The following is a 23,396-nucleotide window of genomic DNA, read 5'->3' on the forward strand; positions in this document are numbered from 1 at the left end:
AGCAGCGCACGAATCAGCGGGTCGGGACCGGCTTCTCGCCGCGGTAATCGTAGAAGCCGCGCTTGGTCTTGCGACCGAGCCAGCCGGCCTCGACATATTTCACCAGCAGCGGGCAGGGCCGGTATTTGGAATCCGCCAGCCCGTCATGGAGCACCTGCATCACCGAGAGGCAGGTGTCGAGGCCGATGAAGTCGGCAAGCTGGAGCGGGCCCATCGGATGATTGGCGCCAAGCCGCATCGCGGTGTCGATCGCCTCGACCGAGCCGACCCCCTCATAGAGCGTGTAGACGGCCTCGTTGATCATCGGCAGCAGGATGCGGTTGACGATGAAGGCCGGAAAATCCTCCGAGACCGAAGCCGTCTTGTGCAGCTTGGCGACGAAGTCCTTGGCGAGCTCGAAGGTGTGGTCGTCGGTCGCGATGCCGCGGATCAGCTCGACGAGCTGCATCAGCGGCACCGGGTTCATGAAGTGGATGCCGATGAAGCGCTCGGGACGATCGGTCGCCGCGGCAAGCCGGGTGATCGAGATCGAGGAGGTGTTCGAGGCGAGCAGCGCGTCGGGCCGCAGATAGGGGCAGACCGCGGTGAAGATCTTGCGCTTGACCTCCTCGCTCTCGGTCGCGGCTTCGATCACCAGATCGCAGGAGCCCAGGCCTTCGAGCGACGGCGCAGCCGCAATCCGCGACATCGCGTCGCGGCGGATCTCGTCGGCGATCGCACCCTTCGAGACCTGCCTTGCCATGTTGCCGTCGATCGTCGCCAGAGCCGCCTTGATGCGGTCCTCGGCGATGTCGTGCAACTTGACCTCGAATCCGGCGACCGACGCCACATGGGCGATGCCGTTGCCCATCTGCCCGGCACCGATGATGCCGATCGTCCTGATCTCTTGGTCCATGTTACGCTTCTGTTTCCCGGTGGCTGGAGCCGGATGCCCTTTCAGAGGAAGCGCGCCGCTTTCCGCCTCGAGGCCAGACCCGTCTCCCAACATGAATTTAGGGCAGGATGCGAAAAACCGGCTCCCGCTTTTTCGCATCCTGCCCTGGCGCGGGCCGCAGCGCTGCGGCCCGCCTTGGTGAGCTTACTTGCCGATCTTGGCGAGCTCGGCCTCGAGCTCCGGCATGATCGTGAAGAGATCGCCGACCAGGCCGTAATCGGCGACCTGGAAGATCGGCGCTTCCTCGTCCTTGTTGATCGCGACGATGACCTTGGAGTCCTTCATGCCGGCGAGATGCTGGATCGCGCCGGAAATGCCGACCGCGACATAAAGGTCCGGCGCCACGACCTTGCCGGTCTGGCCGACCTGCCAGTCGTTGGGGGCATAGCCGGCGTCGACCGCGGCGCGCGAGGCACCCATCGCGGCGCCGAGCCTGTCGGCGACCGGCTCGATCACCTTGCCGAAATTCTCCGCCGAGGCGAGCGCGCGCCCGCCGGAGACGATGATCTTGGCCGAGGCGAGCTCCGGACGGTCGGACTTGGCGACCTCCTCGCCCTTGAAGCTCGAAATGCCGGTATCGGCCACGGCAGCGACGCTCTCGATCGGCGCGGTCGCCGAACCGTCGCCGGCCGCCTGGAAGGAGGCGCCGCGCACGGTGATGACCTTCTTGGCATCGCCGCTCTGCACAGTCTGGATGGCGTTGCCGGCATAGATCGGCCGCTCGAAGGTGTCGGCCGAGATGACCTTGGTCACTTCCGAAACCTGCATCACGTCGAGCAGGGCGGCGACGCGCGGCATCACGTTCTTGCCGGTCGTGGTGCCCGGCGCGACCAGCGCGTCATAGGAGCCGGCGAGCGAGACGATCAGCGCGGCGAGCGGCTCGGCGAGACGGTGCTCGTAGGATGCGTCCTCGGCATGCAGCACCTTCTCGACGCCGTCGAGCTTGGCAGCGGCCTCGGCGACGGCCTTGGCATTGTGTCCGGCGACCAGGACATGCACCGGCGCACCGAGCGCCTTGGCGGCGGTCAGGGCCTTGCGGGTGGCTTCGTTGAGGGTCTTGTTGTCGTGCTTGGCGAGCAGCAGCGTCGTCATGGTTCAGAGCACTCCCGCTTCGTTCTTCAGCTTGGAGACAAGTTCGGCGGCGGAGGAGACCTTGACGCCGGCCGAGCGGCTCGGCGGCTCGGCGGTCTTCAGCACGGTCAGGCGCGGCGCGACATCGACGCCCAGCGCCTCCGCCGTGGTCTCGTCGAGCGGCTTCTTCTTCGCCTTCATGATGTTCGGCAGCGAGGCATAGCGCGGCTCGTTCAGGCGCAGATCGGTGGTCACGATCGCCGGCAGCTTCAGCCCGACGGTCTGCAGGCCGCCATCGACCTCGCGGGTGACGTCGATCGAACCGTCGCCGACCACGACCTTCGAGGCGAAGGTGCCCTGCGGCCAACCGAGCAGCGCCGCCAGCATCTGGCCGGTCTGGTTGGCGTCATCGTCGATCGCCTGCTTGCCGAGGATGACGAGTTCCGGCGTCTCCTGCTCGACGACCTTCTTCAGGATCTTGGCGACGGCGAGCGGCTCGACCATTCCGTCGACCTTGACCAGGATGCCGCGGTCGGCACCCATGGCGAGGCCGGTGCGGATCGTCTCCGCCGCCTGCGCCGGGCCGATCGAGACCACGACCACCTCGGTAGCCTTGCCGGCTTCCTTCAGGCGCAGCGCCTCTTCGACCGCGATCTCGTCGAAGGGGTTCATCGACATCTTGACATTGGCCAGCTCGACACCCGAGCCGTCCGCCTTCACGCGGATCTTCACGTTGTAGTCGACAACCCGCTTGACAGGCACGAGGATCTTCATGGGCGCTTCACCGTTCGGGAGAGAAGGACCGTGAACCGGTGCCGAACGAAATCGCGGCAGTTCGGCATCGCGGCCCGCGACTGGAATGCGCGGGGACCGTAACGACGGGCATTTGCCGTTGTCAACGGCGTGAAGGTCGCGCCGGGCTCATGCCGGGCGCCCGAACAGGGGCTGGCCGCGCCGGACGAGGAGCGGCGTCAGCACCGCGCCGGCGCCCAGCCCGCCGAGATGCGCCCACCAGCCGACCGCACCCTGCTGGTCGAACAGCGCCGAAATCAGCTGGAACAGGATCCAGGCGCCGAGCGCATACATCGCCGGGATGTGGATCGGAATCCATTTGAAGGCGAGCCCCCAGACGCGCACGCGCGGGTAGAGCATCAGATAGGACGCGATCACGCCCGAGATCGCGCCGGAAGCACCGATCAGCGGCTGCTCCGATTCGGGATTCATCAGCGCGTGCAGCAGCGCCCCGGCCGTGCCGCAGAGCATGAAGAAGACGAGGAAGCGCAGATGGCCCATCGCGTCCTCGACATTGTCGCCGAAGACCCAGAGGAACAGCATGTTGCCGACGAGATGGGCGAAGCTGGCGTGCAGCAGGATGCCGGTGACGAGCGTCAGCCAGGGCGGCGCCTTGAGCAGCTCCGGCGGCAATTGCGCCTCGCCGAACAGCACGGCGGGGATCGTGCCGAAGCCGGCGAGAACCGCGATCTCGCTCGCCTCGCTGGTCCAGTGCATCAGCATGAGCCGCAGCAGGACGCAGATCGCGATCAGCGCATAGGTGACGTAGGCGACGCGGATGAAGCGCATCGGCACGCCGTCATGCAGCGGCACGAACATCGGTTCAGCGGTTCTGGCCGGGCGTCCAGAGCACGTCGCCCCCCGCCCTGGCGTTGAGATAGCGGGAGGCGACGAAGAGGAAGTCGGAAAGCCGGTTGATGAACTTCAACGCCGGCTTCGCCACGCTCTCGCCCGGAATGCCGGCGAGCTCGACCATCAGCCGCTCCGCCCGCCGGCTGACGGTGCGGGCGAGATGCAGATGGGCGGCGGCCGGCGTGCCGCCGGGCAGGACGAAGGAGCGCAGCGTGCCGAGCCCCTTGTTCAGCGTGTCGATCTCGGCCTCGAGCCGGTCGACCTGTGCCTGGACGATGCGCAGCGGCTCCCATTCCAGCTTCTCGCCGGTATCGGGCGAGGCGAGCTCGGCACCGAGGTCGAAGAGATCGTTCTGGATGCGCCCCAGCATCGCGTCGACCGTCGCATCCTCGGAGGCGCAGTGCAGCCGCGCCATGCCGATGCAGGCATTGGTCTCGTCGGTGGTGCCGTAGGCGGCGATGCGCAGGTCGAATTTCGGCCGGCGCGCCCCGGTGGCGAGCGCCGTGGTGCCGTCGTCGCCCGTGCGCGTGTAGATGCGATTGAGAATGACCATGGAAGCTTTATAGCGCGCCGCCGCGCCGGCGGAAGGGGCGGCTTCGCCGCGCGCTCAGCCAAGCCGCAGCGGCAGCAGCCCCGGCTCCTTCAGCGTCTCCAGCGCGATCTCGGAGCGCACCCGGGCGACGCTCTCATGCGACAGCAGGACCTCGTTCACCAGCCGCGACAATTCCTTGAGATCCCCGACCGCGACCTTCAGCATGTAGTCGGCCTCGCCGGTCAGGGCATGCGCCTCGAGCACCGCAGGGGTGAGCTTCACGAGGTCGCGGAAGCGCCGGGCATTGTCGCGCGAATGGGTGTTCAGCGCGACATGGATGAACACGGTGACGGCAAGCCCGATCGCCTCCGGGTCGATCAGGGCGCGATAGCCGCGCACCACGCCCTCCTGCTCGAGCCGCTGGCGCCGGCGCGAGACCTGGCTCGCCGACAGGCCGATCTTCTCAGCCAGCGCGCCATTGGTCAGCGAGGCGTCCTGCTGCAGCGCTTCGAGCAGGCGCCAGTCGAATGCGTCGAGGGCGGGCATTTCGTGAGCGTTTCTGTTCCGTGATGCACGTTTCGTGCAAATGAAGCGCTCGTCCGGTCGATTTTGCAAGATCATCGCCGCGGCGATGCGCGACCATGGGTCATACAAATCGACCCAGGAGGAGGACGCCATGGGCCCGTTTCCGCACGACACCGCCCCGCCCACCATTTCCGACGCCAATCCGATGGGCACGGACGGCTTCGAGTTCGTCGAATACGCCCATCCGGAGCCGGAGAAGCTCGGCGCGTTGTTCGAGACGATGGGCTTCACCAAGGTGGCGAAGCACCGCTCCAAGAAGGTGACGCTCTATCGCCAGGGCGACGTCAATTTCGTCGTCAACGCCGAGCCCGATTCCTTCGCCCAGGGCTTTGCCGCCGCGCACGGCCCCTGCGCCTGCGCCATGGCCTTCCGAGTCGTCGACGCCAGGCACGCCTTCGAGCGCGCCGTCTCGCTCGGCGCCGAGCCCTACGAGACCAGGATCGGCCCCGGCGAACTGCAGATTCCGGCGGTCAAGGGCATCGGCGGCTCGCTGCTCTACTTCGTCGAGCGCTATGGCGAGAAGGGCTCGATCTGGGATGTCGACTTCGAATGGCTCGGCGAGCGCGACCCGCATCCCGAGCAGGCCGGCATGTATTATCTCGACCACCTCACCCACAACGTCATGCGCGGCCGCATGGACCATTGGGCCGACTGGTACGGCAAGCTCTTCAATTTCCGCGAGATCCGCTTCTTCAACATCGAGGGCAAGCTGACCGGCCTGATCTCGCGCGCCCTGACCTCGCCCTGCGGCAAGATCCGCATCCCGATCAACGAGTCGCTCGATGACAAGAGCCAGATCGAGGAGTACCTGCGCCAGTACAAGGGCGAGGGCATCCAGCATGTCGCGCTCGGCGCCCGCGACATCTACGCCAGCGTCGAGCAATTGCGCGCCAACGGCCTGCCCTTCATGCCCTCGCCGCCGGCGACCTATTACGAGAAGGTCGATGGCCGCGTGCCGAACCATGGCGAGCCGGTCGAGCGCCTCAAGGCCAACGGCATCCTGATCGACGGCGAGGGCGCGGTCGCGCTCGGCGAGAAGGCCGGCCGGATGAGCAAGGTGCTCCTCCAGATCTTCTCCGCCACCGTGGTCGGGCCGATCTTCTTCGAGTTCATCCAGCGCAAGGGCGATGACGGCTTCGGCGAGGGCAATTTCCGCGCTCTGTTCGAATCGATCGAGGAAGACCAGATCCGCCGCGGCGTGCTGAAGCCGCAGGCGGCGGAGTAGGCCGCGCTCCCGTCATGGTCGGGCTTGTCCCGACCATCCACGTCTTCGCGTCGCCAACCCAATGGGACGTTCAAGACATGGGTGCTCGCCACAAGGGCGAGCATGACGGTAGAGGCAGCCAGTCAGGCCGCGAGCTTCGGCGCCGTCATCGCCTCGCGCAGCGCCTGCGCGAAATGCCGCGCCGCGAGCCCCGCTCCCGGCGCGATCACCAGTCCGACCGACAGTTCGAACAGCACCGGCAGCCCATCGGCCGGCGCCAGCCGCCGCAGCCCGGCCGGCACGGCGCTTTCGGTGATGGCGGTGACGCAGAGCCCCGCCTCCACCGCCGAGAGCAGCCCGGCCATATGCGAGGAGGAGAACACCAGCCGGTGCGGCCGCTCGGCCGCCTCGAGCGCCGCCAGGATGCGCGGTCGCGCCCGGCAGCCCTCGTTGAACAGGCCCAGCGGCAAGGTTTCCTCCAGCTCCGGCCGATGGCCGCGACCAGCGACCCAGACCAGCGGCTCGCGCCTGAGGCGCTCGCCCTTGGGCCGGCCGGGATCCTGGGTGATCACCGCCAGATCAAGCTCGCCGGCCGCGACCGCCGGCTCGATCCGCTTCGAGAGCTCGCAATGCACTTCGAGCTCGACGCGTGGATGCTCGGCCGAGAAGCGCATGATCAGCGGCCGCAGATAGGCGTCGACATAGTCGTCGGGCACGCCGATGCGCAGCCGCCCCGAGGCCTTGTCGCCGGCAAGCTCGGCCCGCGCCTCGCATTCGACTGCGAGCAGGCGGCGCGCATGGGCGAGCAGCCGCTCGCCCGCCTCGGTCGGGGTGACGCCGCGGCGCGAGCGTTCGAGCAGCTGCCGGCCGAGCGTCGCCTCGAGATCCTGGATGCGCCCGGAGATCGCTGATTGCGTCCTGCCGAGCCGCTGCCCGGCGGCAGTGAAACCACCGGTTTCAGCGACCGCGACCAGCATGGCGAGCGCGTCGAGATCGAGATGGGTGGACATGTTCGCGCTCCATCGGAAACGCCAATAGATGAATCAGAATAATCCGTTTTTCCGATTGCCGGAAGCGGCCTATAGCGGCAGGCACCAAGACAGCCCTCATCCTGAGGAGTCGCGCGCCGGCTCCTCAGGATGAGGGCTCGCATGTAGCGACCGAAAGCTGCCCGATGTCCGCCCCCGGCCTCAGCCTTTCCGACCGCCCGGCCTCGCCGGCGTTCGGCATGTTCCTCATCCTGATGCTGGGCGCCACCTGCATCGGCTTCTCCGGCATCTTCGTGCGCTTCGCCGATGTCGGCCCCGCCGCCGCCGGCTTCTGGCGCATGCTGTTCGCGCTGCCGGTGCTCGGCGCCTGGATGGCGCTGGAGGGACGTCGCAGCGGGACGGCGGGCGTCAGGTCCGGCGCGCTCTTCCCGATCACGCTCGCCGGCATCGCCTTCGGCGTCGACGTCATCCTCTATAACGGCTCGCTGCTGCACACGACCATCGCCAACGCCTCGCTGCTCGGCAATCTCTCGCCGGTCGGCGTCATCCTCGGCGGCTGGCTGATCTTCGGCGAGCGCCCGACGCGGCGCATCCTCGGCGCCCTGCTGCTGGCGCTGGGCGGCGCCGGCATGCTGGTGCTGCCAAAGTTCACCGGCGCACCCGCCGCCGGCTCCCTGCTCGGCGACACGCTCGCCGTCGGCGCGGCCTTCTCCTATGCCGCCTATATCCTTGCCGTCCGCCGCGCCCGCAACCGCGCCGATGCCGGCCGCATCGGCCTGATCTCGACCGCGATCTGCGCCGTCTTCTGCCTCGCCGCCGCGCTCGCCCTCGGCGAGACCATCCTGCCGCAGAGCCTGACCGGCTGGCTCGCAGTCGCCGCGCTCGGCCTGATCTCCCATGCCATGGGCCAGGGGCTGATCACGCTGGCGCTCGGCCATTACGGCGCCAACGCGACCTCGCTGGTCATGGTCTGGCCCTCGCTGGTCTCGGTGCTCGCCGCCTGGGCGATCTTCGCCGAGCAGCCGAGCCCCGCCCAGGCCTTCGGCGGCGTCGCGATTCTGGCCGCCGTACTGATGGTCAGGAAGGGCTGAACCGGGCGCGTTCGTCGCCGCGACCAGGAGCGCCGAGCAGGCACACGTCGCATCGAGGCTTATCACCCGTGTAACAGTTACCGTCCGTGGGCAGGCCACCGCGGCGTCAAGCGATAACCGTTACGCGCTCAAGAGCGCGGTCATTCGGTGCAGACTGGACCCGAGCGTTGAACCGAAACGCAAGGGGAAGGCTTCATGAAGTTCGCAAGCTCGGCTTTGGTTCTTGCTATCGTCGCGTCGTTCGCGTCGGGCAATCCCGCGCTCGCGCAAGGTGCCGGCCCGGGCGCGGCCTACAATTTCGAGCGGGGCTTTCCGGCAGGAGACACCGCCCAGCGCGCCCGCGACGACGCCGATCTCCAGCGCGCGATCACGGCCTATCGCTTTTGGTACCCGACCGTCTCGAACGAGGGCATCTTCAACGGCAATCGCTCTGTCGGCATCGAGGATGGCAAGGCCTGGGGCATCGCCGCAGCAGGACCGCGGCAGCTTGGCTTCACGCTGAATTCCGACACGCCCTATGGCTCCGGCGTGCTGGACCTGAGCGGTGGGCCGATGGTGATCGAGCTGCCGCCCGGCGCCTTCATCGGCCTCGTCGACGACCACCACCAGGGCTGGGTGCTCGACATGGGACTGCCCGGCCCCGACGCGGGCAAGGGCGGCAAGCATCTCGTCCTGCCGCCGGACTACAAGGGCAAGCTCCCGGCCGGCTACTTCACCGGACGCTCGAAATCGCTGAAGAATCTGCTCGCCTTGCGCGCCTTGCCTGTCGGCGGCGACGTGGCGAAGGCAATGGCGGCCTTGCGCGCGGTCAAGATCTACCCGCTGGCGAGCGCCGCCAGGCCGCAGCCGCTCAAGGTCGTCGACACCACCGCGATCAGGATGGATTCGTCCTCCCTGCGCTGGGAGGACAATATCCAGTTCTGGCAGCAACTCGCGAAGATCATCGAGGCCGAGCCCCTGGTGCCGTCCTTCCTGCCCATGTACGGCCTGCTGGCCGAGCTCGGCATCGCGAAGGGCAAGCCGTTTTCCCCCGATGCCCGCATGACTGCGATCCTGGAACGCGCCGCACGGGCCGGTCGCGACCAGATGCTGGTCTCCGCCTTCGCCAGCAACCGGCCGGACCGGGTGAACTGGCCGGACCGCAAATGGGAGTGGGTCGGGCTGGTGCCGGGCAGCGCGCAATTCGAGACCCCATCGGGGCTCGATCTCGAGGCGCGCGACCGCTGGTTCGCCCAGGCGATCGTCACCTCGCCGGCGATGTTCCGGCGCAATGCCGGCGCCGGCTCCCTCTACTGGCTGAGCGCCATGGACAGTTCCGGCGCCTACCTCGACGGCGGCAAGAACTACAGGCTGACCATCCCGCAACCCGTGCCGGGCAAGCTGTTCTGGTCGGTCACGGTCTACGACTCCGCCACCCGCTCGCAGGTCCAGACCGATCAGGACAAGGCGGCGCTGCGCTCACTCTTCGAGCTGAAGGATGTGAAGACCACGGCCCCGCTTGACCTTCATTTCGGCCCGACGGCTCCGGCAGGCCAGGAGGGGCGCTGGATCAAGACCGAGCCTGGCAAGGGCTGGTTCGCCTATATCCGCATCTACGGCCCTGAGGCAGCCGCCTTCGACAAGAGCTGGAAACCGGGCGATTTCGAAGTGGTGAACCCCTGACAGTCGCCTGCCGGGCGGCCTACCGGCCAACCCAGAGGAGTTCGACATGAAAGCCTTTCGTCTGGCCGCGCCCCTCTTGTTGGCCGCTGCAGCCGCCGCATACGCACAAGGCCCGGCGCCCGGGGAACTCGCCCGCCGCTCGATCGAGCGGAGGGCCGTCGAAGCGATGATCTGGGCCATGCCGGCGGTCAATACCGACCTCATGCTTCAGGAAATGCTGAGCAGGACCAAGGCGAAGGTCAACGAGATCGTCTACTGGTCCCGGCCGGTGAACTGGAAGAACCAGACGCTCACGCCGAACCCGGACTCGATCTACTTCATGTCGTTCTGGAACGTGAAGGATGGGCCCATCGTCATCGAGATTCCGCCGGCCCGGGGCGGATCGATCGCAGGCAACATCGTCACGGCGTGGCAGATGCCGCTGGAGGATGCCGGTCCGGAGGGCGCGGACAAGGGCAAGGGCGGCAAGTACCTCATCCTGCCGCCGGGCTACAAAGGAAAGATACCGGCCGGCTATTACCAGCTGCAGTCCGACACCTATAGCGGCTTTGCCCTGTTGCGCGCCAATCTGGCCAGCCATGCCGATGCCGACGTCGCCAGATCCGTCGCCTATGGCAAGCAGATCAAGGTTTACCCGTTGGCCCAGGCCGCCAGGCCGCCAGCCACGGTCTTCACCGACGCCTACGACACCCTGTTCGACTCGACCATCCGCTACGATGCGAGCTTCTATCGGAATCTCGATCGGATCGTGCAGAACGAACCCTGGCTGCAACGCGACCGGGTCATGATCGACCAGCTCAAGACGCTCGGCATCGAGAAGGGCAAGCCCTACAACCCGGACCAGGCCCAGCAGGCCGTCCTGAACGGCGCCGCGCAGGAGGCACATGCCCTTCTGTCACAACGTTATGACGCGGGCTTCCCAGTGATCAACGAAGGCATCCGCTGGTTTCCCGCCGCGATGGCCGAGGTCGTGAAGGCCGTGCAGACCGGCTATGCCGATCCCAACATCTATCCGGTCGACGCGCGCGGCGTGACCTACACGCTCGGCTTCACCGGCATCAAGCGGATCGGCACGGCGCAGTTTTACCTGATGGCCAACAAGGACAAGGCCGGCAGCCCGTTCGACGGCTCCGCCACCTATCGACTGACAGTCCCGCCCAAGGCACCGGTCAAGCAGTACTGGTCCGTGACCGCCTATGATCGCGAGACGCATGCGCTCATCCGCAACATGCCGCGTGCCAGCCTCGCCTCCATCACGCCCGGCGCCCAGACCAACGCCGATGGCTCGGTCGAGGTCTATTTCGGTCCCAAGGCACCGGCAGGGAAGGAAGCCAACTGGGTCCCGACGGATCCGAACCGGCAATTCGAGCTTCTCTTCCGGCTCTACGGACCGGAAAAGCCGCTATTCGACAAGAGCTGGAAGCTTCCCGACGTCGAGCGCATCGCCGCGCCATAGGCGGATCGCCGCCGGAGCGGCGATCCTGCAGGCATTGCTCACTCCGCCGCCAGTCGCGGCGGCGCGAGCTTTCCGGTCATCGCCTTGGCGCTGGCCTCGCCCGGCGTCTGCTCGGGATCGTGGATCGGCTCCCAGGTCGACTCGTCCTCGGCCTTGCTGAAGAAGCGCCCGAAGGCCCAGGCCAGCAGGCGCCCGAGATCGTCCATCACCGTGTAGAAGGACGGCACGAAGACGAGGCTGAGCACCGTCGAGACGATCAGGCCGCCGATCACCGCAATCGCCATCGGCGAGCGGAACTCGCCGCCATCGCCGACGCCATAGGCGGAGGGCAGCATGCCGGCCGCCATGGCGATCGTCGTCATCACGATCGGCCGCGCGCGCTTGCGGCCGGCCTCGATCAGCGCCGTCATCCGATCCTTGCCGCGCCCGACTTCCTCGACCGCGAAATCGACCAGCATGATCGCGTTCTTGGTGACGATGCCCATCAGCATCAGCAGGCCGATATAGACCGGCATCGAGACCGGGTTGTTGGTCGCGAGCAGCGCGATCACCACGCCGCCGAAGGAGAGCGGCAGCGAGAGCAGGATGGTGATCGGCTGGAAGACCGAGCCGAACAGCAGGATCAGCACGGCGAGCACCAGCATCAGCCCGGTGGTCATCGCCGTGATGAAGCCCTGCACGACCTCGCCCTGGATCTCGGCATCGCCGGTCGCGGCGATCCGCACACCCTCGGGCAGGCCGACCTCCTCGACGATCTTGTTGAAGGTCTCCTGCGCCGTGCCGAGCTCGAAGCCGCGCTTCAGGTCGGCGCCGATCGCGGCGCGGCGGACGCGGTCATAGCGGTCGATCGAGGAAGGCCCCTCGCCGAAGCCGATCTCGGCCACCGCGGTCAAGGGCACCGAGACGCCGTTGACATTGGTGACGCGCAGCGCCGCGATGTTGCGGATGTCGGTGCGCGCCTGCTCGTCGAGCTGGACGCGGATCGGCACCAGCCGGTCGCCGGCGTTGAACTTGGCGAGATTGGCGCCGATGTCACCGATGGTCGCGACGCGGATCGCCTCCGAGATCGCCTCCGGCGTGACGCCGAGATTGGCGGCCTGTTCGAGCTTCGGCGTGACCCGCATCTCCGGCCGGCTCAGCGAGCCTGCGGTCGCGACGTTGAGATAACCGTCGACCTTGCGCATGCGCGCCTCGATCCGGGCCACCGCCTCGTCGAGCGCGTCGCCATCCTTGGAGAGGATCGAGAACGCCATCTCGCGCTCGCCGCGCTCGTTGACATACCAGGCGCGGACATCGGGCACCGAGGCGAGCTTCTCGGCGATCGTGACCTTGAGCTCCTTTTGCGGGATCGAGCGCTCGGCCTTCGGCTGCAGCATGATGAAGACCGCGGCGCGGCGGACCTCACGCTGGCCGGTCGGCGACGCCCCGCCGAGAACGAAGACCCGGGTCACCTCGGGGATCTCGCGCAGCTTGTCGACGATCTTGTCGCTGGTGATGCGGGTGTCCTCGAGCGTCGAGCCGGGCGGCAGTTCGACTGATGCGACGACGCGCGCGGTATCCTCCTCCGGGATGAAGCCCGTGGGCAGCAGCGCGGTCGCCTGGATCGAGCCCCATAGGAAGACGAAGCCGATCACCAGCGTGAGGTAGCGGATCTTCAGCGTCGCCTTGAGCAGCCCGACATAGCCGCGCATCACGAAGCCGTCCTTGGGCTCCTGATGGTCCACCGGCCGCATCAGATAGGCCGCCATCATCGGCGTGATCAGCCGCGCCACCAAGAGCGAGAACAGCACCGCGACCGCGACCGTGAGCCCGAACTGGCGGAAGTACTGCCCGGCGACGCCGCCCATGAAGGAGACCGGCGCGAAGATCGCGACAATGGTCAGCGTGATCGCGATGACGGCGAGGCCGATTTCGTCGGCCGCCTCCATCGCGGCGCGATAGGGCGATTTGCCCATCTTCATGTGCCGGACGATGTTCTCGATCTCGACGATGGCGTCGTCGACCAGGATGCCGGTCACCAGCGTGATACCGAGCAGGCTGACGAGATTGAGCGAGAAGCCCATCATCTCCATCGCCCAGAAGGTCGGGATCGCCGAAAGCGGCAGCGCGACCGCGGTGATCAGCGTCGCCCGCCAGTTGCGCAGGAACAGGAAGACGACCAGCACGGCGAGCGCCGCACCTTCCAGCAGCGTCTCCATCGCCGCCTTGTAGTTGCCATGGGTGTAGGCGACGGCGTCGTCGATCGGCTTCAGCGCGATGTCGGGATAGCGCTTGTTGAGCTCGTCGATCTTGGCCGCGACCACGTCCTTGACCGAGAGCTCGCTCGATCCCTTCGAGCGGAACACCGCGAAGGAGACCACCGGCTGCTTGTCGAGACGGCCGAAGGCACGCGGTTCGGAATTCGAATCCTCGACGCGGCCGAGCTCCTTCAGGCGAACCTCGCGGCCGCCGGTGAGCTGGATCTTGCTTTCGGCGAGCTCGGCGACGGTGCGCGCGCCGGCAAGCGTACGGATCGCCTGCTCCTGGCCGCCGACCTCGCCGCGACCGCCCGCGAGGTCGACATTGGTCGCGCGGATCTGGCGATTGACCTCGCCCGCCGTGGTGCCGAGCGCCAGGAGCCGGTCGGGATCGAGCGAGATCCTGATTTCGCGGTCGACGCCGCCATAGCGCTCGACCCGGCCGACGCCCTTCAGCCCCTGCAGTTCACGCGCGACGACATCGTCGACATGCCAGGAGAGCTGCTCCAGCGTCATGCCGGCAGAGGCTGCGCCATAGGTCAGGATCGACTGACCCTCGACGTCGATGCGCTGGATCACCGGCTCGTCGATCTGCCGCGGCAGATCGGCCCTGATCTTGGCGATCGCATCCTTGACGTCGTTGACCGCCCGGTCGGTGTTGGTCTCGAGCCGGAACTCGATGATCGTCGACGAAGACCCGTCGGTCAGCGTCGACATCACATGCTTGACGCCGGTGATGTTGGCGACCGCGTCCTCGACGCGCTTGCTGACCTGGCTTTCGAGCTCGGCCGGCGCAGCGCCGGACTGCGTCACCGTCACCGAGACGAGCGGCACGTCGATGTTCGGGAAGCGCGTCACAGGCAGCTTCGAGAACGAGAGCAGGCCGAGCACGCACAGCACGACGAAGAGCAGGATCGAGGGAACCGGCTTGCGGATCGACCAGGCTGAGAAATTGAAGTTCATCGCCGGCCCCGTCAGTTCGTCATGACCGGGGTGATCACGTCACCGTCGCGCACGAAAGTGCCGGCGCGGGCGACCACGCTCTCGCCTTCGGCGAGGCCCGAGACGATCTCGGCGCGCCCGTCGCCGATCAGCCCGAGCTCGACCTTCTTGGTCGCGACCTTGCCGTCCTTGACCGCCTGCACGGTCGCGCCGACGCGCGTATAGGTGATCGCCGAAAGCGGCAGGACCACATTGTTCTTGCGGCCGGTCTCGATGACGCCGCGGGCGAAGGAGCCGATCGCCACCGGCGGATTGCCCTTGAGCGCGATGCGCACCCGTCCGAGCCGCGAGGCCTTGTCGACCTCCGGCGCGATCAGGCGGATCTCGCCTTCCAGTGCCTGCGTCGCCCCGGCCGGCGTCACCGCCACTTTCTGGCCGTGCTTCAGGCTAGGAATCTCGACCTCGGCGACCTCCGCCTCGAGCTCGACGGCACCGTCCGCGATGACCTTGAACAGCGGCTCGGCCGCCGCCATCGTCGCCATCGCCCCAAGACGGGCATTGCGGCGGCTGACGATACCGGCCTTCGGCGTCTTGATCTCGGTGCGCGCCAGCTTGACGTCGATGTCCTTGCCCTGGGCTTTCGCCAAAGCGAGGTCGGCGGTCATGATCGCAAGGTTCTGCTTGGCCGAGTTCAACCGCGCCTGCGCCGCCCGGGCGGCCGTGGCGCGCAGATCATAGGTCTCGACGCTGGCATTGCCGGTGTCGCGCAGCGACTTCGTCCGGTCGAAGGCGTTGTTGGCTTGCACCAGATTGGCCTCGGCCTCGACGATCTGCGCCTTGGCCTGGTCGACGCCCGCCTCGGCGCGCTGGATCTGCGCGTCGTTCTGGCTGCGCTGGACGTCGAGCGTGGTGCGAGACAGTCGCGCCAGCACCTGGCCGGCGACGACGCGCTCGCCCTCCTCCGCCAGCAGTTCGGTGATCACGAAGCCATCGATCTCGGGCGCGACCATGATCTCGTCGCGGGCGATCATCGAGCCGGAGACGACGACGCTCTGGACGATCTCGCCGCGCTTGGCCGAGGTAACGGTGATCGCCGGACCGGCGCTGGGCTGCTGAACGGCGGCGGCAGCCGTTCCCTGTGCCATACCAGCCGTGGGCAGGCCGGCGAGAGCGAGGAACGACAGGGCGACGAGGCTCTTGTGGGTGACAGGCATGGGTGCGGCTCTTTGCGCGTTCATGGTTGATCGTCCGCGGCCGGCGGCAGCAGCATCACCGCTGCCAGCCCGCGCATCGCGGCGAAAAGGGTCTCGGCACCGGCGGCGGCGTCGAATTCGGGATCGACGGCACGCCGGCAGAAGAAGCCGTCGGCCATCATGAAGATCGCCTGCAGGAAGCGCGCTTGATCGAGATTGGCAGGCAGCTCGCCATTCTCGCGGGCGACCGCGACTGCCTCAGTCAGCCCCTGCTCGACCGTGCCGTCGATGCCGGCGCACATCTGCGCCATCTGCGGATTGCGGGCAGCCTCCGCCCAGATTTGCAGGGCGATGATCGCCTTCTCGCGCGGCTTGTGCACGAGATGGAAACGACCAAGCTCCTCCAACTGGTCGAGCAAGCCGCCCTTCTGCGGATCGAGCCCGGCAAAATCGGCGGCGATCTCGCTGCGGTCGCGCTCGGCGATGCCCGCGACGATCGCGTCCTTCGAGGGGAAATAGCGATAGAGATTGCCGGGGCTCATCCCGGCCTCGAGAGCGACGTCGTTCATCGTCGCGGCATGGAATCCGGAGCGCGCGAAGACCTGCTCCGCCGCATCGAGAATGCGGATATGGCGATCGGAGAGGCCGCGCTCGGCCTGGTGCTGGTCTGCTGCGTGCGACAAGGTTCGGCCAAGCAATGAGAATGAACGTTCATTCTCATTGCCTGAAGCCGGCTCGGCTGTCAATGCGGAATACGGCCACCGGTTGCATTTCTGGTAAATGGGTTCACCAGATTGCATGAAGTATGCACGATGCGGGGCGCCGCCATACCTGCCGAGCCCGACAATCCGCTTGCCGATGGCGGCCCCTGCCCGCATCATCTGTCGCCAGCAGGCATGCCGAGAGTTCCGGGGGCGCAACCGACCGCCGCGATGAACGACCAGTCCTTTCGTTTTCCATACCGGCGCCGGCTTCGCACGCGCCTCGACCGTCTGCCTCCGCCGCGGAAACCTGTGCTGATCGTGCTGCATCAGGAGCATTCCACGGCCGGCCGCGTCGGCCGCCTCCTGATGGAGCGCGGATACGCGCTCGACATCCGCAAGCCGCGCTTCGGCGAGCCGCTGCCGCAGACCATGCAGGAGCATGCCGGAGCGGTGATCTTCGGCGGCCCGATGAGCGCCAACGACCCCGACGATTTCGTCAAGGCCGAGATCGACTGGATCGGGGTCTGCCTCAAGGAACAGGCACCCTTTCTCGGCATCTGCCTGGGAGCCCAGATGCTGACCCGGCATCTCGGCGGCACGGTCTACACCCATCCGCAGGGCCGCGCCGAGGTCGGATACTACCGGCTTGACCAGACCGAAGCTGGCAGGAGCCACGCAGAAGCGGCCGGCTTCGCCTGGCCGGACACCGTCTATCAATGGCACCGTGAGGGCTTCGACTGCCCGACCGGCGCCGAATGCCTCGCCACTGGCGGCGACTTCCCGGTCCAGGCGATCCGCGCCGGCGAGCAAGCCTATGGCATCCAGTTCCACCCCGAGGTGACGCCGGCGATGATGTGCCGCTGGTCGGTGCGCGGTCATGAGCGCACGCTGATGCCCGGTGCGCAGCTGCGCCAGCAGCATCTCGACGGCTGGTACCAGTACGACCCGGCCGTCCGCAGCTGGCTCGACGCCTTCCTCGATCACTGGCTGAAGCAGCCGACAACCAGCACAGGCCAGACCGCGTGAGCCGCACCATCCTCGTCCTCGGCGCCGGCATCGTCGGCGTCTCCTGCGCGCTCGCGCTGCAGCAGCGCGGCTTCGCCGTCACCCTGATCGACCGGCGCGAGCCCGGCCGCGAAACCTCCTATGGCAATGCCGGCGTGATCGGCCGCTCCTCGCTGGTGCCGCTCAACAATCCCGGGCTCTACGCCAAGCTTCCGGGCTATCTCGGCAACCGCCATCCGGCCCTGCATCTCGACTGGCGGCGCGCGGTCACCAGTCCGGGCTGGATGCTGCGCTTCCTCTGGGAAGGGCGTGCGTCGCAGGCCGCAGCCCGGATCGCGGCGATGGACGGGCTGACCGCGACGGCTGTGACCCGCCACCGCGCCCTGATGCAGCAGGCCGGCATCTCCCATCGCCTGCGCGAGACTGGCACGCTCAAGCTCTGGCGCAGCGAGGCCGGCCTCGCGTCGGCCCGCGCCGAGCAGGACCTGCTGAAGGCCCATGGCATCGAATCCGAGATCCTCGACCGGCAGGGCATCTCGGCGCTCGAACCGTCGCTGAACCCGATCTTTCCGACCGGGCTCTTCATTGCCGCGAATGGCTCGGTCGATTCGCCCGGCGCCGTCACCGCTGGCTACGCCGCCCTGTTCGTCGCCCGCGGCGGCACCCTCATTCGGGAGGAGGCCAGCTCTCTGCGCCGGGAAGGCGCGCTCTGGCGGGTCCAGACCGCGCAGCGCATGTACGAAGCCAGCGACGTCGTGATCGCGCTCGGGCCCTGGAGCGCCGACCTGCTGCGCCCGCTCGGCCTAGATCCGAAGCTCGATGTCGAGCGCGGCTACCATCGCCATTTCGCGGCGGGTGACGGCGCCCGCCTGAGCCGGCCCGTCTACGATGTCGACGCAGCCTATTTCATGACGCCGATGGAGGAAGGCTACCGCGTCACCAGCGGCGTCGATCTCAGCCTGCGCGACGCGCCTGACCAATTGCGCCAGATCGAGAGCGTCACGCAAAGCGCGCGCGAAGCCTTCCCGCTGGGCTCGGTCCTCGGCAAGACCTGGCGCGGGGCCCGGCCGACCCTGCCGGATTCGCTGCCGATGATCGGCGCCGCGCCCCAGCATCAGGGGCTCTGGCTCGCCTTCGGCAACCAGCATCTCGGCTTCTCGACCGGACCGATGACCGGCGAATTGCTCGCCGCGCTGCTCAATGGCGAGGCGCCGCCGATCGACCCGAAGCCCTACGCACCGGGGCGGTACATCCGCTAAGGCCCCGATCATTGGAAGAGGCGCGGGTACAGCGCCAATGAAAAACGCCAGCCCGGAGGCTGGCGTTGATTGAGCACCGGAAGCGCAGGTCGTCGCGTCAGACGGCAGCACCGGTAGCGTTCGCGCCGCCTCAGACCTGGCGGGCCACCATCATCTTCTTGACCTCGGCGATCGCCTTGGCCGGGTTGAGCCCCTTCGGGCAGGCGTTGGCGCAGTTCATGATGGTGTGGCAGCGATAGAGCCGGAACGGGTCCTCGAGATCGTCGAGGCGCTCGCCGGTGGCCTCGTCACGCGAGTCGATCAGCCAGCGATAGGCCTGCAGCAGCGCGGCCGGGCCGAGATAGCGGTCGCCGTTCCACCAGTAGCTCGGGCACGAGGTCGAGCAGCAGGCGCAGAGGATGCACTCATACAGCCCGTCGAGCTTCTCGCGGTCGTCCTTGGCTTGCGACCATTCCTTCTCCGGCGCCGGCGTCGTCGTCTTGAGCCAGGGCTCGATCGAGGCGTGCTGGGCATAGAAGCGGGTGAGGTCGGGGACGAGGTCCTTGACCACCGGCATGTGCGGCAGCGGGTAGATCGCGACCTTCCCCTTGGAACCGCACTCGTCGATGCCGGTGGTGCAGGCGAGCCCGTTCTTGCCGTCCATGTTCATGGCGCAGGAACCGCAGATGCCCTCGCGGCAGGAGCGCCGGAAGGTCAGCGTCGGGTCGACCTTGTTCTTGATCCAGATCAGCGCGTCGAGGACCATCGGCCCGCAATCCTCGCGGTCGACATAATAGGTGTCGGTCCGCGGATTGGCGGTGTCGTCGGGGTTCCAGCGATAGACCTTGAACTCGGTGACCTTCTTGGCGCCGGCCGGCTTCGGCCAGGCCTTGCCTTCGGTCAGGCGGGAGTTCTGAGGAAGATTGAATTCGGCCATCGTTCAGATCGTCCTCAATACACCCGCGCCTTGGGCTTGATGTACTCGATGTCGTTCGAGAGCGTGTAGGTGTGCACCGGACGGTCGTCGAGCGTGACGGTGCGCTTCTCGTCGTCGATCCACGCGAGCGTGTGCTTCATCCAGTCCTTGTCGTCGCGGTTCGGATAGTCCTCGCGGGCATGGGCGCCGCGGCTTTCCGGACGGTTCAGGGCCGAATCCATGGTCACCACGGCCTGGGTGATCAGGTTCTCGAACTCCAGCGTCTCGATCAGATCCGAGTTCCAGATCAGCGAGCGGTCGGTCACGGCGATGTCGGTGATGCCGCCCCAGACCTCGTGGATCAGCTTGTGGCCCTCTTCCAGCGTCTCGCCGGTGCGATAGACCGCGCAGTTGTTCTGCATGGTCCGCTGCATGCGGTCGCGCAGATCGGCGGTCGAGGTCCCGCCCTTGGCGTTGCGGTACTTGTCGAGGCGCGACAGCGAGAGGTCGGCCGAGTTCTTCTGCAGCTCCGGCTGCTTCTCGCCGGCCTTGACCGTCTCGGCGCAGCGCAGCCCGGCCGCGCGGCCGAAGACGACGAGGTCGATCAGCGAGTTCGAGCCGAGGCGGTTGGCGCCGTGGACGGAGACGCAGGCCGCCTCGCCAATCGCCATCAGGCCCGGCACAACGGCATCGGGATCGCCGCCGACCTTGGTCAGGACCTCGCCGTGGAAGTTCGTCGGGATGCCGCCCATGTTGTAGTGCACCGTCGGCAGCACCGGGATCGGCTCGCGGGTCACGTCGACGCCGGCGAAGATCTTGGCGCTTTCCGAGATGCCCGGCAGGCGCTCGTGCAGGATCTTCGGGTCGAGATGGTCGAGATGCAGGTAGATGTGGTCCTTGTTCTTGCCGACGCCGCGCCCGCCACGGATCTCCATGGTCATCGAGCGTGAGACGACGTCGCGCGAGGCGAGGTCCTTGGCCGAGGGGGCGTAGCGCTCCATGAAGCGCTCGCCCTCGGAATTGGTGAGGTAGCCGCCCTCGCCGCGCGCGCCCTCGGTGATCAGGCAGCCCGAGCCGTAGATGCCGGTCGGGTGGAACTGCACGAACTCCATGTCCTGCAGCGGCAGGCCGGCGCGCAGCACCATGCCGCCGCCGTCGCCGGTGCAGGTATGGGCCGAGGTCGCCGAGAAATAGGCGCGGCCATAGCCGCCGGTCGCCAGGATGGTCTGCTGCGAGCGGAAGCGGTGCAGCGTGCCGTCGTCGAGCTTGAGCGCGATCACGCCGCGGCAATGGCCGTCATCGTCCATGATCAGGTCGATGGCGAAATACTCGATGAAGAACTCGGTGTTGTAGCGCAGCGCCTGGCCATAGAGCGTGTGCAGCATGGCGTGGCCGGTGCGGTCGGCGGCGGCGCAGGTGCGCTGGGCCGGCGGGCCCTCGCCGAACTCGGTGGTCATGCCGCCGAAGGGGCGCTGGTAGATCTTGCCGCTCTCGGTGCGCGAGAAGGGCACGCCCCAGTGCTCGAGCTCGTAGACGGCAGCCGGCGCGTTGCGGACGAGATACTCGATCGCATCCTGGTCGCCGAGCCAGTCCGACCCCTTGACGGTGTCGTACATGTGCCACTGCCAGGTGTCCTTGCCCATGTTGCCGAGCGAGGCCGCGACGCCGCCCTGGGCCGCGACGGTGTGCGAGCGCGTCGGGAAGACCTTGCTGATGCAGGCGGTGCGCAGGCCGGCCTGCGAGCAGCCGACGGTGGCACGCAGGCCCGCGCCGCCGGCGCCGACGACGACGACGTCGAAGCTATGGTCGGTGATGGGGTAGGCCTGGCCGGTATAGGCCGGCCGCGAGGGGCCACGGGTGAGCGCCATGGTTCAGCCTCCGAAAGAGAGCTTGAGCAATGCGAAGGCGCAGGCGGCGCCGACCGCGATCGCGAAGAAGGTGTTGGCCATCACGGCCAGGATCTTCAGGCCCTCGCTGTGGATGTAGTCCTCGATGATGACCTGCATGCCGAGGCGCATATGCACCGCGCCCGAGACCACGAAGAGCAGCATCAGGATCGCGACCAGCGGGTTCGCCAGCGTCGCGACGGCGGCCGGATAGGGCTTGCCGATCAGCGAGATCACGACGAGCAGGAAGGCGATCGTCAGGAGAACGTTGGCGACGGCGGTGACGCGCTGCAGCCAGAAGTGCCCGGTGCCGGACTTGGCCGAGCCGAGGCCGCGGACGCGGGCGAGCGGGGTGCGCATCGACGATTTGGAGAGCATCGGCGTTTCCTCAGCGCACGGCGTAGGCGACGATCCAGACCAACAGGGTCAGGATGCCGGAGACCAGGCCGCTGAACTTGGCGAGGTTCATCCGGGTCTGCGGGTCGTAGCCATGACCCATGTCCCAGATGAAATGGCGCAGGCCACCGACCATGTGGTGGAGCAGCACGAAGGTGTAGCCGAACAGCACGAGCCGGCCGAGCACCGAACCGGCGATCGCTTGCGCGGTATCATAGGCGCCGGGGCCGGAAGCGGCCGCAATGAGCCAGAGCGCGACCAGCAGCGTGCCGCCATAGAGCGCCGCCCCGGTGGCGCGATGAGCGACGGACATCGCCATCGTCCAGGACCAGCGATAGATCTGCAGATGCGGCGAAAGCGGCCGCGCCGCCGGTTTGACCTCGGCCAAGTTGATGACTCCCGAACCTTCGAGCTCGCAGGCGAACGATCTCTTGGTATCGTTCTAGAGTGTATGGCTCTCTAACGAAACCCGATCTCTGCTGCAATGCGATAGCGTCAAGGCCAGGTTACAGAAATGCATTTCTGTAACTTCGACCTGCGGACCCGGCGCCTGCACGCTGCCACGCCTCAACGCGGCAGCAGCGCCCAGTAGTCGAAATCGAGGATCACGCCCTCGGCATACTGGTCGCCCTGTTTCAACGGAAGCTCATTGCAGGGCAGGTTCTTGGTCGCGACGAGACGCAGGCGCAGCGCACCGACATCCTCGCGTCCCGGCAGTTCGGCCGCCTCCAGCACCTCGCTCCAGGCATAGACCGTGTCGCCCGAAAACAGCGGTGCGACATGCCGGCCGGCATTGATCGCGGCAATATGGAAGGCGTTGCCGAGTCCATTGAAGGACAGCGCCCGCGCCAGGCTGATGACATGGCCGCCATAGATCAGGCGCTTGCCGAAACGGGTCTCGCGCGCGCCATAGCCGTCGAAATGCACCTTGGCGGTGTTCTGGTAGAGCCGCGTCGCGATCTGGTGCTCGGCCTCCTCGACGGTCATGCCGTCGACATGGTCGATGCGTTCGCCCGCCTGGTAGTCGCCCCATCGAAAAGGCGAGCCGGCGAGCCCGTCATCGTAGCCGGCGAGCGCCAGCGCCGGGCAACTCTCGCCCAAGGCTTCCGGTAGCACCGCCTTGGGCAGCTCTGGAACGAGCTCGAACGCCGCCGGCGTGCCGGGGCTACGCTTGCGCACCAGCACCCAGCGGGCATAGCTCAGTACGATCTCGCCATGCTGGTTGCGGCCGATCGAGCGGACATAGACGATGCCGGAATCGCCGCCCGAGGTCTGCTTGAGCCCAATGACCTCAGAGGTCGCAGACAACGTGTCGCCGGGATAGACCGACTTCAGAAAGCGCCCATCGGCATAGCCGAGATTGGCGACCGCATTGATCGAGATGTCCGGCACCGTCTTGCCGAAGACGATGTGGAAAACGAGGAGATCGTCGACCGGCGCCCCGGGATAGCCGATCGCCTTGGCGAAGGCGTCCGACGACTGCACCGCGAAACGCGAGCCGTAAAGCGCGGTATAGAGCGTGACATCGCCGCTCGTGACGGTACGCGGCGTCGCATGGACGATCGTCTCGCCCAGCCGGAAATCCTCGAAGAAACGGCCGGGGCTGGTCTTGGCCACAGTGCTTCTGCCGGCATCGGCCGTCGACATATCCGCCATGAATTCCTCCCGGAACGGTTGGAACCGATTGTGCAACGCAGCGGATGGCGCCGTC

21 protein-coding genes are annotated in these 23,396 nt (G+C 67.2%); 6 read left to right on the forward strand and 15 right to left on the reverse strand.

Annotated elements, in window-relative coordinates; all coding sequences use genetic code 11:
* Positions 1-13: 13 nt before the first annotated feature.
* From AC1REK_RS25955 to AC1REK_RS25980, 6 genes are all read right to left on the reverse strand, one after another.
* Positions 14-895: a 3-hydroxybutyryl-CoA dehydrogenase gene (locus AC1REK_RS25955; protein WP_316018336.1), complete on the reverse strand. Its 882-nt coding sequence runs from the start codon at positions 893-895 to the stop codon at positions 14-16.
* Positions 896-1,078: 183 nt separating this feature from the next.
* Positions 1,079-2,026: an electron transfer flavoprotein subunit alpha/FixB family protein gene (locus tag AC1REK_RS25960; RefSeq protein ID WP_492270001.1), complete on the reverse strand. Its 948-nt coding sequence runs from the start codon at positions 2,024-2,026 to the stop codon at positions 1,079-1,081.
* 3 nt (positions 2,027-2,029) lie between these two features.
* Positions 2,030-2,779, reverse strand: coding sequence for an electron transfer flavoprotein subunit beta/FixA family protein (locus AC1REK_RS25965; protein ID WP_492270002.1), 750 nt, complete (start codon positions 2,777-2,779; stop codon positions 2,030-2,032).
* Between the two features lie 147 nt (positions 2,780-2,926).
* Positions 2,927-3,616 (reverse strand): rhomboid family intramembrane serine protease, encoded by a 690-nt coding sequence (locus AC1REK_RS25970; RefSeq protein ID WP_492270003.1) that lies wholly within the window; start codon positions 3,614-3,616, stop codon positions 2,927-2,929.
* 4 nt (positions 3,617-3,620) lie between these two features.
* Positions 3,621-4,202 (reverse strand): cob(I)yrinic acid a,c-diamide adenosyltransferase, encoded by a 582-nt coding sequence (locus AC1REK_RS25975; protein WP_316018332.1) that lies wholly within the window; start codon positions 4,200-4,202, stop codon positions 3,621-3,623.
* 54 nt (positions 4,203-4,256) lie between these two features.
* Entirely contained in the window at positions 4,257-4,727 is a 471-nt protein-coding gene (locus tag AC1REK_RS25980; protein ID WP_492270004.1) for an Lrp/AsnC family transcriptional regulator, read from the reverse strand.
* Positions 4,728-4,857: 130 nt separating this feature from the next.
* Here AC1REK_RS25980 and hppD point away from each other — a divergent pair, with 130 nt between their 5' ends.
* Entirely contained in the window at positions 4,858-5,991 is a 1,134-nt protein-coding gene (hppD, locus tag AC1REK_RS25985; RefSeq protein WP_492270005.1) for a 4-hydroxyphenylpyruvate dioxygenase, read from the forward strand.
* Positions 5,992-6,113: 122 nt separating this feature from the next.
* Here the strand turns inward: hppD and AC1REK_RS25990 are convergent, their stop codons facing one another.
* Entirely contained in the window at positions 6,114-6,980 is an 867-nt protein-coding gene (locus AC1REK_RS25990) for a LysR family transcriptional regulator (protein ID WP_316018329.1), read from the reverse strand.
* A 164-nt stretch (positions 6,981-7,144) separates the two neighbouring features.
* Between AC1REK_RS25990 and AC1REK_RS25995 the strand changes: the two genes are divergently transcribed.
* The 3 genes from AC1REK_RS25995 to AC1REK_RS26005 all read left to right on the forward strand — a co-directional run bounded on the left by AC1REK_RS25995 (position 7,145) and on the right by AC1REK_RS26005 (position 11,168).
* Complete coding sequence (locus AC1REK_RS25995; protein ID WP_316018328.1) at positions 7,145-8,050, forward strand: DMT family transporter; 906 nt, start codon at positions 7,145-7,147, stop codon at positions 8,048-8,050.
* Between the two features lie 195 nt (positions 8,051-8,245).
* Positions 8,246-9,712 carry a DUF1254 domain-containing protein gene (locus AC1REK_RS26000; RefSeq protein ID WP_492270006.1) on the forward strand — a complete coding sequence of 489 codons (1,467 nt, stop codon included), beginning with the start codon at positions 8,246-8,248 and terminating at the stop codon, positions 9,710-9,712.
* A gap of 46 nt (positions 9,713-9,758) precedes the next feature.
* Positions 9,759-11,168: a DUF1254 domain-containing protein gene (locus tag AC1REK_RS26005; RefSeq protein ID WP_492270007.1), complete on the forward strand. Its 1,410-nt coding sequence runs from the start codon at positions 9,759-9,761 to the stop codon at positions 11,166-11,168.
* Positions 11,169-11,206: 38 nt separating this feature from the next.
* Here the strand turns inward: AC1REK_RS26005 and AC1REK_RS26010 are convergent, their stop codons facing one another.
* From AC1REK_RS26010 to AC1REK_RS26020, 3 genes are read right to left on the reverse strand one after another with little or no spacing between them, the layout of a single operon-like run.
* Positions 11,207-14,368 carry an efflux RND transporter permease subunit gene (locus AC1REK_RS26010; protein ID WP_492270008.1) on the reverse strand — a complete coding sequence of 1,054 codons (3,162 nt, stop codon included), beginning with the start codon at positions 14,366-14,368 and terminating at the stop codon, positions 11,207-11,209.
* Positions 14,369-14,379: 11 nt separating this feature from the next.
* Complete coding sequence (locus tag AC1REK_RS26015) at positions 14,380-15,561, reverse strand: efflux RND transporter periplasmic adaptor subunit (RefSeq protein ID WP_492270009.1); 1,182 nt, start codon at positions 15,559-15,561, stop codon at positions 14,380-14,382.
* A 20-nt stretch (positions 15,562-15,581) separates the two neighbouring features.
* Positions 15,582-16,580: a TetR/AcrR family transcriptional regulator gene (locus AC1REK_RS26020; RefSeq protein ID WP_492273830.1), complete on the reverse strand. Its 999-nt coding sequence runs from the start codon at positions 16,578-16,580 to the stop codon at positions 15,582-15,584.
* On the opposite strand from AC1REK_RS26020, the gene AC1REK_RS26025 reads away from it, so the two are divergent.
* Entirely contained in the window at positions 16,554-17,270 is a 717-nt protein-coding gene (locus tag AC1REK_RS26025; protein ID WP_492270010.1) for a glutamine amidotransferase, read from the forward strand. The genes AC1REK_RS26020 and AC1REK_RS26025 overlap by 27 nt on opposite strands.
* Entirely contained in the window at positions 17,267-18,508 is a 1,242-nt protein-coding gene (locus AC1REK_RS26030; protein ID WP_492270011.1) for an NAD(P)/FAD-dependent oxidoreductase, read from the forward strand. Before AC1REK_RS26025 ends, AC1REK_RS26030 begins: the two co-directional genes overlap by 4 nt.
* 130 nt (positions 18,509-18,638) lie before the next feature.
* Here the strand turns inward: AC1REK_RS26030 and AC1REK_RS26035 are convergent, their stop codons facing one another.
* The 5 genes from AC1REK_RS26035 to AC1REK_RS26055 all read right to left on the reverse strand — a co-directional run bounded on the left by AC1REK_RS26035 (position 18,639) and on the right by AC1REK_RS26055 (position 23,341).
* Entirely contained in the window at positions 18,639-19,424 is a 786-nt protein-coding gene (locus AC1REK_RS26035) for a succinate dehydrogenase iron-sulfur subunit (RefSeq protein ID WP_066479300.1), read from the reverse strand.
* Between the two features lie 14 nt (positions 19,425-19,438).
* Complete coding sequence (gene sdhA / locus AC1REK_RS26040; protein WP_316018322.1) at positions 19,439-21,271, reverse strand: succinate dehydrogenase flavoprotein subunit; 1,833 nt, start codon at positions 21,269-21,271, stop codon at positions 19,439-19,441.
* A gap of 3 nt (positions 21,272-21,274) precedes the next feature.
* Positions 21,275-21,667, reverse strand: a complete 393-nt coding sequence (gene sdhD / locus AC1REK_RS26045) for a succinate dehydrogenase, hydrophobic membrane anchor protein (protein WP_316018321.1) — start codon at positions 21,665-21,667, stop codon at positions 21,275-21,277.
* 10 nt (positions 21,668-21,677) lie between these two features.
* Positions 21,678-22,079: a succinate dehydrogenase, cytochrome b556 subunit gene (gene sdhC / locus AC1REK_RS26050; RefSeq protein ID WP_390893330.1), complete on the reverse strand. Its 402-nt coding sequence runs from the start codon at positions 22,077-22,079 to the stop codon at positions 21,678-21,680.
* 173 nt (positions 22,080-22,252) lie between these two features.
* Complete coding sequence (locus tag AC1REK_RS26055; protein WP_492270012.1) at positions 22,253-23,341, reverse strand: MaoC family dehydratase; 1,089 nt, start codon at positions 23,339-23,341, stop codon at positions 22,253-22,255.
* Between the last annotated feature and the right edge of the window lie 55 nt (positions 23,342-23,396).

It is taken from the genome of Allobosea sp. GW823-FHT02B03, from assembly GCF_058797755.1.